General features: G+C 54.7%; 14 protein-coding genes. 10 read left to right on the forward strand and 4 right to left on the reverse strand.

Features of this window, described 5'->3' with window-relative positions; translation table 11 throughout:
• Window positions 1-84: 84 nt before the first annotated feature.
• The 7 genes from ytfQ (at window position 85) to DW56_RS02700 (ending at window position 8,085) form a co-directional block, all read left to right on the forward strand.
• Window positions 85-1,041: a galactofuranose ABC transporter, galactofuranose-binding protein YtfQ gene (ytfQ, locus tag DW56_RS02670; RefSeq protein WP_024551454.1), complete on the forward strand. Its 957-nt coding sequence runs from the start codon at window positions 85-87 to the stop codon at window positions 1,039-1,041.
• A gap of 273 nt (window positions 1,042-1,314) precedes the next feature.
• On the forward strand, window positions 1,315-2,814 hold the full coding sequence (gene ytfR, locus DW56_RS02675) for a galactofuranose ABC transporter, ATP-binding protein YtfR (protein WP_024551455.1): 1,500 nt from the start codon (window positions 1,315-1,317) through the stop codon (window positions 2,812-2,814).
• A gap of 10 nt (window positions 2,815-2,824) precedes the next feature.
• Window positions 2,825-3,847 (forward strand): galactofuranose ABC transporter, ATP-binding protein YtfT, encoded by a 1,023-nt coding sequence (gene ytfT, locus DW56_RS02680; RefSeq protein ID WP_161808545.1) that lies wholly within the window; start codon window positions 2,825-2,827, stop codon window positions 3,845-3,847.
• Window positions 3,834-4,835 carry a galactofuranose ABC transporter, permease protein YjfF gene (gene yjfF, locus DW56_RS02685; protein WP_024551457.1) on the forward strand — a complete coding sequence of 334 codons (1,002 nt, stop codon included), beginning with the start codon at window positions 3,834-3,836 and terminating at the stop codon, window positions 4,833-4,835. Before ytfT ends, yjfF begins: the two co-directional genes overlap by 14 nt.
• A 99-nt stretch (window positions 4,836-4,934) precedes the next feature.
• A complete protein-coding gene (locus DW56_RS02690; protein ID WP_024551458.1) occupies window positions 4,935-6,506 on the forward strand; it encodes a methyl-accepting chemotaxis protein in 1,572 nt (523 codons plus the stop codon).
• 199 nt (window positions 6,507-6,705) lie between these two features.
• On the forward strand, window positions 6,706-7,557 hold the full coding sequence (locus tag DW56_RS02695) for a DUF3289 family protein (protein WP_024551459.1): 852 nt from the start codon (window positions 6,706-6,708) through the stop codon (window positions 7,555-7,557).
• Window positions 7,558-8,085, forward strand: coding sequence for a DUF943 family protein (locus DW56_RS02700; RefSeq protein ID WP_029589717.1), 528 nt, complete (start codon window positions 7,558-7,560; stop codon window positions 8,083-8,085).
• Window positions 8,086-8,118: 33 nt separating this feature from the next.
• Here DW56_RS02700 and fbp read toward each other — a convergent pair whose 3' ends face one another.
• The gene (fbp, locus tag DW56_RS02705) at window positions 8,119-9,117 is read right to left on the reverse strand and encodes a class 1 fructose-bisphosphatase (protein WP_024551461.1); all 999 of its coding nucleotides are present in this window, start codon (window positions 9,115-9,117) and stop codon (window positions 8,119-8,121) included.
• 177 nt (window positions 9,118-9,294) lie between these two features.
• On the opposite strand from fbp, the gene mpl reads away from it, so the two are divergent.
• Entirely contained in the window at window positions 9,295-10,662 is a 1,368-nt protein-coding gene (mpl, locus tag DW56_RS02710) for a UDP-N-acetylmuramate:L-alanyl-gamma-D-glutamyl-meso-diaminopimelate ligase (RefSeq protein WP_024562010.1), read from the forward strand.
• A 78-nt stretch (window positions 10,663-10,740) separates the two neighbouring features.
• Here the strand turns inward: mpl and DW56_RS02715 are convergent, their stop codons facing one another.
• Window positions 10,741-11,949 carry an aldose 1-epimerase family protein gene (locus DW56_RS02715; RefSeq protein WP_024551463.1) on the reverse strand — a complete coding sequence of 403 codons (1,209 nt, stop codon included), beginning with the start codon at window positions 11,947-11,949 and terminating at the stop codon, window positions 10,741-10,743.
• 278 nt (window positions 11,950-12,227) lie between these two features.
• Window positions 12,228-12,779, reverse strand: coding sequence for a ribosome biogenesis factor YjgA (gene yjgA, locus DW56_RS02720; protein ID WP_024551464.1), 552 nt, complete (start codon window positions 12,777-12,779; stop codon window positions 12,228-12,230).
• 104 nt (window positions 12,780-12,883) lie between these two features.
• Between yjgA and pmbA the strand changes: the two genes are divergently transcribed.
• Both pmbA and cybC read left to right on the forward strand, forming a co-directional pair.
• Window positions 12,884-14,236: a metalloprotease PmbA gene (gene pmbA, locus DW56_RS02725; RefSeq protein WP_035889409.1), complete on the forward strand. Its 1,353-nt coding sequence runs from the start codon at window positions 12,884-12,886 to the stop codon at window positions 14,234-14,236.
• 58 nt (window positions 14,237-14,294) lie between these two features.
• Window positions 14,295-14,684 carry a cytochrome b562 gene (cybC, locus tag DW56_RS02730; RefSeq protein ID WP_024551466.1) on the forward strand — a complete coding sequence of 130 codons (390 nt, stop codon included), beginning with the start codon at window positions 14,295-14,297 and terminating at the stop codon, window positions 14,682-14,684.
• Between the two features lie 36 nt (window positions 14,685-14,720).
• Here the strand turns inward: cybC and nrdG are convergent, their stop codons facing one another.
• Entirely contained in the window at window positions 14,721-15,185 is a 465-nt protein-coding gene (nrdG, locus tag DW56_RS02735) for an anaerobic ribonucleoside-triphosphate reductase-activating protein (RefSeq protein ID WP_024551467.1), read from the reverse strand.
• Window positions 15,186-15,243 lie beyond the last annotated feature (58 nt).

Raw genomic sequence — 15,243 nt, forward strand, 5'->3', positions numbered from 1 at the left:
AACGCATTCAGTTACATCTCGTATTGTCTATAGTTTCGGCGCAGGTGGAGTTTTAACCAACAATAACCCTACGAGGATGCACTTATGTGGAAGCGCTTACTTCTGGTCACAGCAGTTTCGGCAGCCATGTCGTCTATGGCGATGGCTGCCCCGTTAACCGTGGGATTTTCTCAGGTAGGTTCCGAGTCTGGCTGGCGAGCGGCGGAAACTAACGTCGCCAAAAGCGAAGCGCAGAAGCGAGGCATTACGCTGAAGATTGCCGACGGGCAGCAAAAACAGGAAAACCAAATCAAGGCGGTGCGCTCTTTCATCGCCCAGGGCGTGGATGCCATCTTTATTGCGCCGGTCGTTGCGACGGGCTGGGAGCCTGTGTTGCAGGAAGCGAAAGAGGCAGAGATCCCTGTCATCCTCCTTGACCGCTCCATCGACGTGAAAGACAAGTCGCTCTATATGACTACCGTTACTGCTGACAACGTGCTGGAAGGCAAGCTGATAGGCGACTGGCTGGTCAAAACCGTCGCCGGTAAGCCATGTAATGTGGTGGAGTTGCAGGGCACCGTTGGCGCAAGCGTGGCGATTGACCGTAAAAAAGGCTTCGCCGAAGCCATTTCCAAAGCGCCAAATATCAAAATCATTCGTTCGCAGTCCGGCGACTTTACCCGTTCGAAAGGTAAAGAAGTGATGGAAAGCTTTATTAAAGCGGAAGGCAACGGCAAGAACATTTGCATGGTTTACGCCCATAACGACGACATGGCTATCGGCGCCATCCAGGCCATCAAAGAGGCTGGCCTGAAGCCGGGTAAAGATATTCTTACCGGCTCAATCGACGGCGTGCCGGATATCTTCAAAGCGATGATGGACGGCGAAGCCAACGCAAGCGTTGAGCTGACGCCGAACATGGCGGGCCCGGCCTTCGACGCGCTGGAAAAATTCAAAAAAGATGGCACCCAGCCTGAGAAGCTGACCATCACCAAATCCACGCTCTACCTGCCGGATACCGCCAAAGAGACGTTAGAACAGAAGAAAAACATGGGGTACTGATAAGCCTTAAGCAGTGGCGGCAGCCCGGGTAAATCTTTTTCTGGCGAGGGGGCGGTGAGAAAGAAACATTCTCACCGCAGCCCCCTCCCTGGAAAGCCAACAGAAACCCGGCAAGCGGGCATAACACCATTTCGCCCGGACCAGTTATCACAAATAAAGTCACCCTGTTATCGCTTCCTTCAAAAGGAAGGGGACACAGGCTCTGAAAGGTTCCCGGGAGCGCGCGCAGCGTAGCCGCAACCCGGAAGGTGCGTAGGTAAGGGGAGTCCGGCAATGCATAACGAACAGCAGGAGATCCTGCGCACGGAAGGCTTAAGCAAACATTTTCCGGGCGTAAAAGCGCTTGAAGAGGTTAATTTCAGCCTGCGGCGCGGCGAGATTATGGCGCTGCTTGGCGAGAACGGCGCCGGAAAATCGACGCTGATTAAAGCCCTGACCGGCGTTTATCAGCCGGATGGCGGCACCGTCTTTCTTGAAGGCAAACCGGTGCGGCCGAGAAACACCGCCCATGCTCAGGAGCTTGGCATTGGCACCGTATACCAGGAAGTTAACCTGCTGCCCAATATGTCGGTGGCGGATAACCTGTTTATCGGCCGCGAACCCCGGCGCTTTGGGCTGCTTCGTCGCAAAGAGATGGAACAGCGCGCCGCCAGGCTCATGGAGTCTTACGGTTTTAAGCTCGACGTGCGCGAGCCGCTAAACCGCTTTTCCGTGGCGATGCAGCAGATTGTCGCCATCTGCCGGGCCATCGATCTCTCAGCCAAAGTGCTTATCCTGGACGAGCCCACCGCGAGCCTCGACACCAAAGAGGTGGAGATGCTTTTCACCCTGATGCGCCAGTTGCGCGACCAGGGCGTGAGCCTGATTTTCGTCACCCATTTTCTCGACCAGGTTTATGAAGTGACCGACCGCATCACCGTGCTGCGCAACGGCAAATTCGTCGGCACCCGCGAAACCGCCGAACTGCCGCAAATCGAGCTGGTGAAAATGATGCTGGGGCGCGAGCTGGAAACCAACGCGTTGCAGCGCGCCGGGCGCACGCTGCTGAGCGAAAAACCGGTGGCGGCCTTCAGCGGCTTTGGCAAGAAAGGGGTGATTACGCCTTTTGACCTGCAAGTGCGTCCGGGGGAAATCGTCGGTCTTGCCGGGCTGCTCGGCTCCGGGCGCACCGAAACCGCCGAGGTGATTTTCGGCATTCATCCCGCCGACAGCGGCACCGCCATCATCAAAGGCAAGCCGCAGACGCTGCGCTCGCCGCATCAGGCCTCCTGCCTTGGCATCGGCTTTTGCCCAGAAGATCGTAAGACTGACGGCATCATCGGCGCCGCCTCGGTGCGCGAGAATATCGTGCTGGCGCTCCAGGCCCAGCGCGGCTGGCTGCGGCCCATTCCCAGGCGCGAGCAAACAGAGATAGCCGAGCGTTTCATTCGCCAGCTTGGCATTCGTACCCCCGGCACCGAGCAGCCGATAGAGTTTCTCTCCGGCGGCAACCAGCAAAAGGTGTTGCTGTCGCGCTGGCTACTCACGCGGCCGCAGTTTTTGATTCTGGATGAACCGACGCGCGGCATCGACGTAGGCGCGCACGCCGAAATCATTCGCCTGATTGAAACGCTTTGCGCCGACGGGTTGGCGTTGCTGGTGATTTCATCAGAGCTGGAGGAGCTGGTGGGCTATGCCGACCGGGTGGTGATCATGCGCGACCGGCAGCAGGTGGCGGAAATTCCGCTTGAGCAGCTTTCGGTCAGCGCGATTATGAATGCCATTGCGGCATAAGGAGTCTGGAGTGATGGGATCATTACCTGAAGTGGGCAGGCCAAAACGCCGCTTTCGCTGGCCGCCGGGCATGCCGCAGCTTGCGGCGTTGCTGCTGGTGCTGCTGGTAGACAGCCTGGTGGCGAGCCACTTCTTTGAGATTGTGTTGCAGGATGGGCGCCTGTTCGGCAGCCCGATCGATATCCTCAATCGCGCCGCCCCGGTGGCGCTGCTGGCGATTGGCATGACGCTGGTCATCGCTACCGGCGGCATTGATCTTTCCGTTGGCGCGACCATGGCCATCGCCGGAGCGACTGCCGCGGCAATGACGGTGGCGGGCCACAGTCTGGCGGTCGTGTTGCTGGCTTCTTTAGGCGTAGGCGTGCTGGCGGGGCTGTGGAACGGCATTTTAGTGGCGGTGCTGAAAATTCAGCCCTTTGTCGCCACGCTGATACTAATGGTGGCCGGTCGCGGGGTGGCGCAGCTTATCACCTCGGGGCAAATCGTCACTTTTAATTCACCTTCGCTCTCCTGGCTTGGCAGCGGTTCGCTGCTGCTTTTCCCAACGCCCGTTATTATCGCGCTCGTGACGCTTGTGGTTTTCTGGCTTTTCACCCGCAAAACGGCGCTCGGCATGTTTATCGAAGCGGTGGGGATTAACATCCGCGCGGCAAAAAACGCCGGTGTTAACACCCGCAGCGTCGTGATGCTGACCTACATCCTGAGCGGCGTCTGCGCCGCTATCGCCGGGGTTATCGTCGCCGCGGATATTCGCGGCGCGGATGCCAATAATGCAGGGCTCTGGCTTGAGCTGGACGCGATCCTCGCGGTGGTGATCGGCGGCGGCTCGCTGATGGGCGGGCGCTTTAACCTCGCGCTTTCGGTGGTGGGCGCGCTGATTATCCAGGGGATGAATACCGGCATTTTGCTTTCTGGCTTTCCGCCGGAGCTGAATCAGGTGGTGAAAGCGGTGGTGGTGCTCTGCGTGCTGATTGTCCAGTCGCCGCGCTTTATTGGTTTGCTGAAGGGAGTGCGCCGTCATGATAAAACGTAACCTGCCGCTGATGATTACGCTTGCGGTGTTTGTGCTGGGCTACCTCTATTGCCTGACGCAGTTCCCCGGCTTCGCCTCGACGCGTGTCATTTGCAACATTCTTACCGATAACGCTTTTCTGGGGATCATTGCGGTTGGCATGACGTTTGTGATCCTCTCCGGCGGGATCGATCTCTCGGTCGGTTCAGTGATCGCCTTCACCGGCGTCTTTCTCGCCAAAGCGATAGGCTTCTGGGGACTCTCGCCGCTGGTGGCTTTCCCGCTGGTGCTGGCGATGGGGTGCGCCTTTGGCGCCTTTATGGGGCTGTTGATCGACGCGCTGAAGATCCCGGCGTTTATCATTACGCTTGCGGGTATGTTTTTCCTGCGCGGCGTAAGTTATCTGGTCTCCGAAGAGTCGATTCCCATTGATCACCCGATTTACGACACCCTCTCAAGCCTTGCCTGGAAAATCCCCGGCGGTGGGCGTTTAAGCGCGATGGGGCTGCTGATGCTGGGCGTGGTAGTGATTGGCATTTTCCTTGCTCACCGCACCCGCTTTGGCAACCAGGTTTACGCCATCGGCGGCAGCGCGGTTTCGGCGAACCTGATGGGCATCTCCACACGCAGCACCACCATCCGTATTTATATGCTTTCCACCGGGCTCGCCACGCTGGCTGGCATCGTTTTCTCTGTTTACACCTCGGCGGGCTATGCGCTGGCGGGCGTTGGGGTGGAGCTCGACGCCATCGCTTCGGTGGTTATCGGCGGCACACTGCTCTCCGGCGGTGTGGGAACCGTGCTCGGTACGCTGTTCGGCGTGGCTATTCAGGGGTTGATCCAGACTTATATTAACTTTGACGGCACGCTCAGCTCGTGGTGGACCAAAATCGCCATCGGCATCCTGCTGTTTATTTTTATCGCGCTGCAACGCGGCCTGACCGTGCTGTGGGAAAACCGCCAGAGCGCCGACGTTAAGCGCGTTAGCACCATTTCAACAAGCCAGTAACACCCTGAAATGGCTAAAAATGATTAAACTTTCTCCGGTAATTGCCGATAACGCTCTATTCATCCGTTTTGAGCTATCGCGATTACCGGGAAAAGTACCATGCTGAAAAATCTCTCCATACGTACCGGCCTGCTGACTCTGCTGGCGGCCATGACGTTGTTGCTGTTGTTAGTCAGTGGAATAGGTATTTACGCGCTGACGCAAAGTTCCACTTCGCTCCAGCGAATCAATGCCCTACAGGGCGAAAAGATGGTGCGCCTGAACGAAGGCTACACGCTGCTTTTGCGGGCGCGTAACGAAGCCGGGCAAGCGGTGCGCCAGATGGAGGTCGGCCTGCTGGACGACGCCGGTAAATCGGTGAAAAACGTGACGGCGGAAGTTGCCCGGGCGCAACAGACGCTGAAAGGATTGATAGCGAGCGGCGTCGGCGTGGATGACGAACAGGGCGCCGCGCTGCTGAAAAAACTCACGGAGAGCTACACCGCCTACAACAGCAAAGGCATTACGCCGATGCTGGCGGCCCTCAACAAACAAAGCCCCGATGACTATTACGACCTGCTGGAAAACGGGCTGATCCCGCTTTCACTGCGCTTCGATAATGACATGCAGGCTTTTCAGCGCTGGGGCGAGCAGCGCGGCAATGAAGAAGTGGCTACGGTACTCGCACACAAGCGAACCGTAATGGGGCTGATGGTGTTCGCCGTGTTGCTTACCGCCGCGTTAATCGCGCTGGTATGGCTGGCGCTGCGCCATTTGCTGTTGCAACCGTTGAGCCGCTCTATTGAACAGCTGGAGGTCATTGCCGCAGGCGATCTCACTCATACAACCCCGGATGCGGGAAGCAACGAACTGGGGCGGCTGGCAACCGCCATTGAAAGCATGCGCCAGGCGCTGATGGCTTCGGTATTGCGCGTGCGCGACGCCAGCGCGCAAATCGATACCGGCAGCCGCGAGCTTTCAGCAGGCAACGTCGATCTTTCTCAGCGCACGGAATCCACCGCGACCTCTCTTGAGCAGACCGCCGCAAGCATGGAAGAAATCACCGCCACGGTGAAACAGAACGCATCCAACGCCGAAGCGGCGCATAAAATGGCGCAAACCGTTTCCGATACCGCCGATCGCGGCAGCGAAATGGTCTGCTACGTTATCGAGAAAATGCGCGATATCTCTGGCAGCGCCGGGCGCATCGCCGACATCCTGAGCGTTATCGACGGCATCGCCTTCCAGACCAATATTCTGGCGCTGAACGCGGCGGTGGAAGCGGCGCGCGCCGGCGAGCAGGGCAGAGGATTCGCGGTGGTGGCGGGCGAAGTGCGCAGCCTCGCCAGCCGCAGCGCCGAGGCGGCGAAGGAAATTCGCACGCTGATCAGCGATTCGCAAACCCACGTCGGCGAAGGCAGCGAGCTGGCGCAGCAGGCGGGTGAAACCATGGATGAGATAGCCGAAGAGGTGTTGCGCATGACGAAGCTGATGCGTGAAATCGCCAACGCATCGCATGAACAGAGCCGCGGCATTGAGCAGGTCAATATCGCCGTCAGCCAGATGGACGAAGTGGCCCAGCAGAACGCCGCGCTGGTGCAGCAATCTTCCGCAGCGACCCGCTCGCTGGAGGAGCAGTCGCAGCAGTTGGTCGAAACCATGTCAGGTTTTAAGTTGCAGATGCAGGCATAAATACGCTTTGGTAAATTCATAAAAAACGCCAGCGACTGACTGGCGTTTTTTTTACGGTGTTAATGGTGTGCTGAAAAATCATATTGCTTAATAATCCTGTCTCAATATGGACATGATTATTAATGTTATTAGGTCTGCTTAAATCAATATACTTGTACAAGTATAAATGAAATTTATATATTGATTTAAGGAATGATTCATGAACTTCGATATGGCTTTATTTATACAATTGCCGTATGATATTTTTCGTTCTGCCAAATCCTTTAATGATAAAACAACTGATGATATGCAATATGGAGATTTGGATGATGATGATTTTATAAGGATGGGGATTACTGATATATCTGCTCGGGTTAATCCCTTTAAATTAATACGTTATGATAATCCCAGTCTATCTCAATCCCTTGATACAGGTTTCGGTTCACCAATCCCATCAGGAACTTCAATTACCAAAGATGAATGTAAACAGATTTTATTTGATGAAATGAAAGAACTTTCAACGATGTTTGCGCAAGAGAATAGTAAATATCGTATTCATGAGTTAATTGAACATTTTCATTATGGCGATGGTGCTCCCTGGCGAAGTGTGCAACTGGATCTTGCTTATAAAGAGATTATTGAATGGAAGGACCCAAAAAGTACACTAGGTAAAATCGTAAAAGCCATAGATAACTTTTTTATTTATAAACAAAAAATTAAGTTTGATCTTTTTGTGGCTAAAGAAGTCAGAGATTCTGTTTATGATAGCAGGCTTCCTAAATTCAACCGCTTCGAGGACAACTATAATGGCCTCGGAATAAGTGTGCATGATATTTATGCACAAAATATAAAGTTAATTCGCTTGCAAAGAAATGCACTATCGTGGGAAGGGTTGTTATATTTTAGCGGACAAGATCACTTTGGTTTAGATAAAACTGATGTGACCAATGGTGTTTATAAAAACTTCCGTTTTTTCAGAATATGGTTCTTTTTGCAAAGACATAAACATTATGCCTTTAAACCCTTTTTCACCAATTTTAACGCTTATGTTAATATCAAGGGGGGAATATAAGTGAGATGGTATAAAAAAATAAAAATTGTGATTTTTGTTGCTCTATTGGTTTATCCTTTTTTGTTTTTTTTATGGCAGTTACGTCCCGTTAAAATTATAACAGCAAGTCGTTATCCCGCTTATGAAGACAGCTATTATAGAGGAAGCGATGAAGGATTTACTGAGCGAGTTATGTATTTTGTTGTGGTTGATCATCTTCCTTTGTCAATTGATGATAAGGTAAAATGGTATCTTGCAAATAAAAATAATTTAAAAATGAATTATTCAATCCCCATGTCATTGTCATATACTATTATCGTTTGGGATATTGGTGATGGGTTTATTGACTTAAACGCTTCCGATGATAGTGATTTAATTTGCTTCCCTAAAATTGAAGCCGCAGAAAGATGCATAGAAAAGAATGATCTACTGTCTGTCACTACAAATGAAGAGGGTAAAGAAAGCTTCTCTTTTGCTGATGATGATAATTCATGGTCATTGACAGATCAGGGCAATCTGACAGATGGAAAGATCACCTTTGGACTATAAAAAAGCCGGGCATTATCACCCGGCTTTGTCGTTTTACGCGTCCGGGTATTCGCGAATGAAGCGCTCAACGTCATCGACCATATGGTCGGTGCCGACGAAGAACGGGCGGCGCTGGTGCAGGCTGTCCGGCACGATATCCAGAATGCGCTGTTTGCCGTCGCTCGCTTTACCGCCCGCCTGTTCCGCGAGGAACGCCATCGGGTTGCATTCATACAGCAGGCGCAGCTTGCCTTCCGGATGGCTGGCGGTGCTTGGGTAAAGGTAGATGCCGCCTTTGAGCAAGTTGCGGTGGAAATCCGCCACCAGCGAGCCGATATAGCGCGAGGTGTAAGGACGCTGGGTCGCTTTATCTTCTTCCTGGCAGAATTTGATGTACTTCTTCACGCCGTTCGGGAATTTAATGTAGTTGCCTTCGTTAATGGAGTAGGTGTTGCCTTTCTGCGGGAAGCGCATACGCTCCTGGCAGAGGCAGAACACGCCCAGCGAAGGGTCGTAGGTGAAAGCGTGAACGCCGCAGCCGGTGGTATAAACCAGCATGGTGGAGGAGCCGTAAACCACATATCCCGCGGCGACTTGTTTGCTGCCAGGCTGCAAGAAATCTTCCATGGTGACCGGCGTCCCAACCGGGGTGACGCGGCGGTAAATCGAGAAGATGGTGCCGACAGAGACGTTAACGTCAATGTTAGAAGAGCCGTCCAGCGGGTCCATCAGCACCACATACTTCGCATGCTCGCACCCTTCGAAAACGACGATTTCATCTTCTTCTTCAGACGCGATGCCCGCCACGATGTCGCGCGCGCGCAGCGCTGCTTTCAGCTTTTCGTTGGCGAACAAATCGAGCTTTTGCTGCACTTCGCCCTGTACGTTTTCCGCGCCGCTGGCGCCGAGGATATCAACCAGGCCTGCTTTATTGATATCACGGTGGATGATCTTCGCGCCCAGCTTTATTGCCGACAGCAGCGCCGTCAGTTCACCGGTCGCATGTGAAAATTCATGCTGCTTTTCGACAATAAACTCACCTAACGTTTTCATAACACTTTCCCTGCATCCTGAGTTTTGAGTAAAGCGATCACAACAATATTAACAAAGTTTCAAATTGTCGCGCAGAAGTGAATCGTGTAAGCCAAATACAGATAATCCTGAAAGGCATTTCTCCGGCCCCCTTCCTGCGGGTAGAATATGCGCCGGACTAATAAAGGACAGTGACGTATGCGCATTCATATTCTGGGTATTTGTGGCACTTTCATGGGCGGACTCGCGATGCTGGCGCGTTCGCTTGGCCACGAGGTGACGGGCTCGGATGCTAATGTCTACCCGCCAATGAGCACCCTTCTTGAGAAAGAAGGTATCGAACTAATCCAGGGCTACGACGCCGCGCAACTGGAGCCGCGTCCGGATCTGGTTATCATCGGCAACGCCATGACCCGCGGCAACCCCTGCGTAGAAGCAGTGCTGGAGCAGGGCATTCCTTATATGTCCGGCCCGCAGTGGCTGCATGATTTCGTGCTGCGCGACCGCTGGGTCGTCGCCATCGCTGGCACACACGGGAAAACCACCACCGCCGGTATGGCGACATGGATCCTCGAAGCCTGCGGCTATAAGCCGGGCTTTGTAATAGGCGGCGTGCCGGGTAATTTTGACGTATCGGCACGGCTCGGCGATAGCCCATTCTTCGTAATTGAAGCAGACGAATACGACTGCGCCTTTTTCGACAAGCGCTCCAAGTTTGTTCACTACGCGCCGCGCACGCTGGTGCTGAATAACCTGGAGTTTGACCACGCCGATATTTTTGACGATCTGAAAGCGATTCAGAAACAGTTCCACCATCTGGTGCGTATCGTGCCGGGGCAGGGGAAAATCATCTGGCCGGAAAGCGACGCCAATCTGAAGCAAACGCTGGCGATGGGCTGCTGGAGCGAACAGGAAACGGTTGGCGAGCAGGGCCACTGGCAGGCGAAAAAGCTGAACACCGACGCGTCGCACTGGGAAGTGTGGCTCGACGGCGAAAAAGTGGCGGAAGTGAACTGGGGGCTGGTTGGCGAGCACAACATGCATAACGGGCTGATGGCGATTGCCGCTGCGCGTCATGTCGGCGTAACCCCTGCCGACGCCGCGCAGGCGCTGGGGTCGTTTATCAACGCCCGTCGCCGCCTTGAGCTTCGCGGCGAGGCGAACGGCGTAACAGTCTATGACGACTTCGCCCACCACCCGACCGCCATTCTCGCCACGCTTGCCGCGCTGCGCGGTAAAGTGGGCGGCACGGCGCGCATTCTGGCAGTGCTGGAGCCGCGCTCCAACACCATGAAGATGGGCGTCAGCAAAGACGATCTCGCGCCTTCGCTCGGGCGCGCCGATGAAGTGTTTCTTTTCCAGCCGCACCATATTCCGTGGCAGGTCGCGGAAGTGGCGGAAGCCTGCGTGCAGCCAGCCCACTGGAGCGCCGATCTCGACACGCTGGTGGAGATGATTGTGAAAACCGCACAGCCGGGCGACCACATTCTGGTAATGAGCAATGGCGGTTTCGGCGGCATTCATCAGAAGCTGCTGGAGGGACTTGCGCAAAAAGCGCAGGCCTGAAAATAAAAAGGGCGTCTCCCGCGCCCCTGGCTTCATCCCTGCAAAAACGAAAGGCCGCTTCCTGAGAAGCGGTTTTTTTTACTCTCTGGCGATGGGCGTGTCGCTGGTCTGCGTTGATTTGTCGCCCTGGATGGCGGCGATTTGTTTTTCCACTTCCGCCACCTGTTCGCTGCTGTGCAGCAGGGTATAGGTTAAGTCGAACTGCGTGCTGGCGCCCGGCGCGAGTTGCTTCACGCGCTTTTGCTCGCGTTCAATGGTGACCGGATAGGCGTAGCTGGTGCCCGGCTCAATGCCGGTGACATAGCCCTGTTTCTCTGTATCGGTGTTTTTCCACATCGTCAGTACCGGCAACTGCGAGACGTTAAAGCCGATGGCGGCCCCTTTGTCGCCCGCCTTGTTGACCACGGCCGCTACGGTTTGCTGGTTCGCATCGGCAAGCGGCGTCAGGTTAAAGACCATTTCGTCAAAGCCTTTGGTCGGCGCGCTGTAGGTATTCCACGTTTTCATGCCGCCTTTGGCGTAGTCATTGAACGGACTAACGTTCGCCAGCGGGGCGATAAAGCGCGCGCCGTCTTCCAGCACCGGCTTGCCGAAGTTGCTGTGATAAATTATCTGGTAGTCGTGAGGATAATCAGCATGGTTCGTCAGCACGTCATGCAGGCTGAAACTGTTGCTGCCGGGCACGTAGCGCAGTTCGGTCATGGTTTGCAGGTCCGCTTTTTTAAAGGTGCTCTCTTTAATGAGCCCGCGGATGCGAATTTCATACGGCGCGCTTTCGCTCACCTCGACTTCCACGCGGGAAGCTGGCGTGTTGCCCGCTTTGCCGTGTAGCGTGTAAAGCTGGCCCTCAGCCGTGGTGGGGTGGCCGGTCCATTCATAACCGCAACGCACCATCATCTCATTGAACCCTTCCAGCCAGCCCAGGCCGTTGCGGCTCTCAAGGTTAATAAACGCCGGGTTGACCACCTCTTTAACAGGCGAATCCCAGCCCAGGCGTACGCCAAACCCTTGCGCATGCAGCAGGTTCATGCCGCGGGTCGGGCTTAAGACGATAGTCAGGCCGTTTTCACTGGTCAGCGTAATGATTTTGCTGCCTTCCTGCTTACCGCCATGCAGAACTTTTTGTTCAATGCTGAAGTTGGGGCCTTGCAGGTTCAGCTTTTGGCTGCTGATGCTCCAGTCTCCTTTGTCTGTGCCTTTTTCAGCGTTAGTCAGCACCCAGGTCTGGGCAGAAACCTGAGCAGAAACCAGCAGCGCGAGCGAGGTCAGAAGCAGCGTCTTTTTCATCTTTTTATCCTTTTGCTGAATCGTTTTAAGTTAATGGCCTGTGAAGACTAGTTTCTGCTGCCCGGGAGAAACGTGATCTTTTTCACTGCGTGAGAAAAAGCGTAATGGGAGAGGTTTTTTTGCGAGGTAACTCTTTTTTCTATGAAAAAGAGATAGGCGGTTACGGTAAAAGTGTGAAGGGAAACATGATTAGCTTTAACGTTTCAGCTTCTGTCTGTGAAAGATGCAGAGAAGGCGTGCTCAGGGCGAAAAAAAGCCCGGCTAAACCGGGCTTTTTATTATTGCTGGCCTTCAGCCAGTTCGCGAAGGTACTGGAAAATCAGGCGGGCGGATTTCGGCGGCTTGTTGCCTTCCTTTTCCTTTTTCGCGTTGCGGATAAGCGAACGCAGCTGCTGGCGGTCTGCCTGCGGCCACAGGTTCAGCACTTCCGGCACCGCATCGTCGCCTTCTTCAATCAGGCGGTCGCGCAGGTGTTCAAGCTTGTGGAACAGCGCGACCTGCTGGTTGTGGCGGTTTTTCAGCTTATCCAGCGCCTGACGAATGGGCTCATCATCCCGCTGACGCAGCATTTTACCGATAAGCTGCATCTGTCGGCGGCGGCCTTCTTTCTTAATACGCTGCGCAAGCTCAATGGCTGCGCGCAGATCTTCATCCAGCGGGATCTTATCAAGGGCGTTTTTGCCCAGATCCACCAGCTCGGCGCCGAGACGTTTTAACTCTTCGGCATCGCGCTTAATTTCGCTTTTGCTGACCCAGATAATTTCATCATCGTCGTCTTCGTTTTCATTATCAGGGACTTCATCGAGCCAGTCTTCGGGCTGCTTTGTCATCTCAGGCTCCTCAAAAAAAGAGGCTAATACTACCAGTTAAGGCGCGCACTGCGAAATGGTTCTCTGTTAGACTCAAAAATACGTTTCTGTTTTCACCTTACATTATGGCATTCGCGATGAAACTAATCACACAAGTTGCGCAACAGCGCAAAACACTGGAAGAGGCCGTCGCCACTGCGCTGGAACTGGCGTCCGGCAAAGCGGACGGCGCGGAAGTGGCGGTGAGCAAAACCACCGGGCTTAGCGTCAGCACCCGCTACGGTGAGGTGGAAAATGTGGAATTCAACAGCGACGGGGCGCTCGGCATTACTGTTTATCACCAGAACCGCAAAGGCAGCGCGTCATCAACGGACTTAAGCCCGCAGGCTATCGCCCGCACGGTGCAGGCGGCGCTGGATATCGCTCGTTATACCTCGCCGGATCCATGTGCAGGCGTGGCGGATAAAGATCTGCTGGCGTTTGACGCGCCGGATCTGGATCTTTTCCACCCGGCGGAAGTGGACCCGGATCACGCTATCGAACTGGCGGCGCGCGCCGAGCAGGCTTCGCTGAAAGCGGATAAGCGCATTACCAATACCGAAGGCGGCAGCTTCAACAGCCATTACGGCATTAAAGTGTTCGGCAACAGCCACGGCATGTTGCAGAGCTACTGTTCAACCCGCCACTCGCTTTCAAGCTGCGTGATTGCCGAAGAGAACGGCGACATGGAACGCGATTACGCCTACACCATTGGCCGCGCGATAGACGATTTGCGCTCGCCGGAATGGGTAGGCGAAGAGTGCGCGCGCCGCACCCTGTCGCGCCTCTCGCCGCGTAAGCTTTCCACCATGAAGGCGCCGGTGATTTTCGCCCATGAAGTGGCGACCGGGCTGTTCGGCCATCTGGTGGGCGCCATCAGCGGCGGCGCGGTTTATCGTAAATCCACTTTCTTACTGGATTCGCTGGGCAAACAGATCCTGCCGGAATGGCTGACCATTGAAGAGCATCCGCACCTGCTGAAAGGGCTTGCCTCTACGCCGTTCGACAGCGAAGGGGTACGCACCGAGCGCCGCGATATTATTAAAGATGGCGTGCTGCAACAGTGGCTGCTGACCAATTATTCCGCGCGCAAGCTGGGGCTGAAAAGCACCGGTCACGCGGGCGGTATTCACAACTGGCGCATCCAGGGTCGTGGCCTGAGCTTTGACGAACTGCTGAAAGAGATGGGCACCGGGCTTGTGGTGACCGAACTAATGGGGCAGGGCGTAAGCGGCATCACCGGCGACTATTCGCGCGGCGCGGCGGGTTACTGGGTGGAAAATGGCGAAATCCAGTATCCGGTGAGTGAAATCACCATTGCCGGCAACCTGAAAGATATGTGGCGCAACATGGTCACCATCGCCGACGATATTGAAACCCGCAGCAACATTCAGTGCGGTTCCGTCTTGCTGCCGGAAATGAAAATAGCCGGGCAATAATCCCAGGGGCGCCCGCAGCGGCGCCCTTTTTTTGTCAACATAATAATAAGGTAAGCCGATGCGTAAGCACCTGTTAGCAATGTTAGCGGTCTCCTCCGTGCTGTTCGCCAGCACCGCAGCCCTGGCGGCGGATCTGGAGGATGATATGGATATCCTCAATGAAAACCTGAAAACGGTACAAAAAACCAGCGATGCAGCGGAAATGAAAACGGCATTAACCAAAATGCGCGAAGCGGCGCTGGATGCCAAAAACGCCACGCCGCCGAAGCTTGAAGACAAACCCGCAGACAGCCCGGAGCTGAAAGATTTTCGTCACGGGCTGGATACGCTGGTCGGTCAGATTGACGGCGCGCTGAAGCTTGCCGAAGAAGGTAAAGTAAAAGAGGCGCAGGCGGCGGCGGAAGAGTTTAAAACGACCCGCAACACCTATCACAAGAAATACCGTTAATAGCCGCGCAGCCAGCGGCCCCGCTGGCTTTTGCGTTTAACGTAAATAATGAATGACCTGGTTGCTGCTGCCGCGCCAGATAAGCGCCGGGTCTTTTAAATCCTGCACGAACTTGCCGTCCACCAGCACATTAATAAGCCCGACGACCTCAAGCTGGGGCGCCGTTAACTCCTCAAGCTTATAACCCGTCCAGACCCAGATATCTTTGCCAGGGCATTCGCTGCGCACCCGGCGCGCCAGGCGAAGAATATCCGGCACGTTCTGCGGATGCAGCGGGTCGCCGCCCGAAAGCGACAGCCCCTGGCGCTTCACCCGAACATCGTTGAGATCCTGGATTATCCGCTCTTCCATTTCAGGCGTAAAAGGCACGCCGGAGTTAAGCCGCCAGGTGCTTTTGTTATAACAGCCAGGGCACTCATGAACGCAACCCGCCACAAACAGCGTGCAACGGGTACCCGGTCCGTTGACGATATCAACCGGGTAGTACTGGTGATAATTCATTCCGCTTCTCAATTGACACCATAGCGGCGTTAGCCGCGCTCGCTTGTTCGCTTGCTGC

Origin of the sequence: Franconibacter helveticus LMG 23732, assembly GCF_000463115.2 — a bacterium.
GTDB lineage: Bacteria > Pseudomonadota > Gammaproteobacteria > Enterobacterales > Enterobacteriaceae > Franconibacter > Franconibacter helveticus.

What these genes read in the sequence shown, in the direction of transcription:
- ytfQ (WP_024551454.1), top strand. Translation starts at nt 85, where the DNA reads ATGTGGAAGCGCTTACTTCTGGTCACAGCAGTTTCGGCAGCCATGTCG.
- ytfR (WP_024551455.1), top strand. Translation starts at nt 1,315, where the DNA reads ATGCATAACGAACAGCAGGAGATCCTGCGCACGGAAGGCTTAAGCAAA.
- yjfF (WP_024551457.1), top strand. Translation starts at nt 3,834, where the DNA reads ATGATAAAACGTAACCTGCCGCTGATGATTACGCTTGCGGTGTTTGTG.
- DW56_RS02690 (WP_024551458.1), top strand. Translation starts at nt 4,935, where the DNA reads ATGCTGAAAAATCTCTCCATACGTACCGGCCTGCTGACTCTGCTGGCG.
- DW56_RS02695 (WP_024551459.1), top strand. Translation starts at nt 6,706, where the DNA reads ATGAACTTCGATATGGCTTTATTTATACAATTGCCGTATGATATTTTT.
- fbp (WP_024551461.1), bottom strand. Translation starts at nt 9,117, where the DNA reads ATGAAAACGTTAGGTGAGTTTATTGTCGAAAAGCAGCATGAATTTTCA.
- mpl (WP_024562010.1), top strand. Translation starts at nt 9,295, where the DNA reads ATGCGCATTCATATTCTGGGTATTTGTGGCACTTTCATGGGCGGACTC.
- DW56_RS02715 (WP_024551463.1), bottom strand. Translation starts at nt 11,949, where the DNA reads ATGAAAAAGACGCTGCTTCTGACCTCGCTCGCGCTGCTGGTTTCTGCT.
- yjgA (WP_024551464.1), bottom strand. Translation starts at nt 12,779, where the DNA reads ATGACAAAGCAGCCCGAAGACTGGCTCGATGAAGTCCCTGATAATGAA.
- pmbA (WP_035889409.1), top strand. Translation starts at nt 12,884, where the DNA reads ATGGCATTCGCGATGAAACTAATCACACAAGTTGCGCAACAGCGCAAA.
- cybC (WP_024551466.1), top strand. Translation starts at nt 14,295, where the DNA reads ATGCGTAAGCACCTGTTAGCAATGTTAGCGGTCTCCTCCGTGCTGTTC.
- nrdG (WP_024551467.1), bottom strand. Translation starts at nt 15,185, where the DNA reads ATGAATTATCACCAGTACTACCCGGTTGATATCGTCAACGGACCGGGT.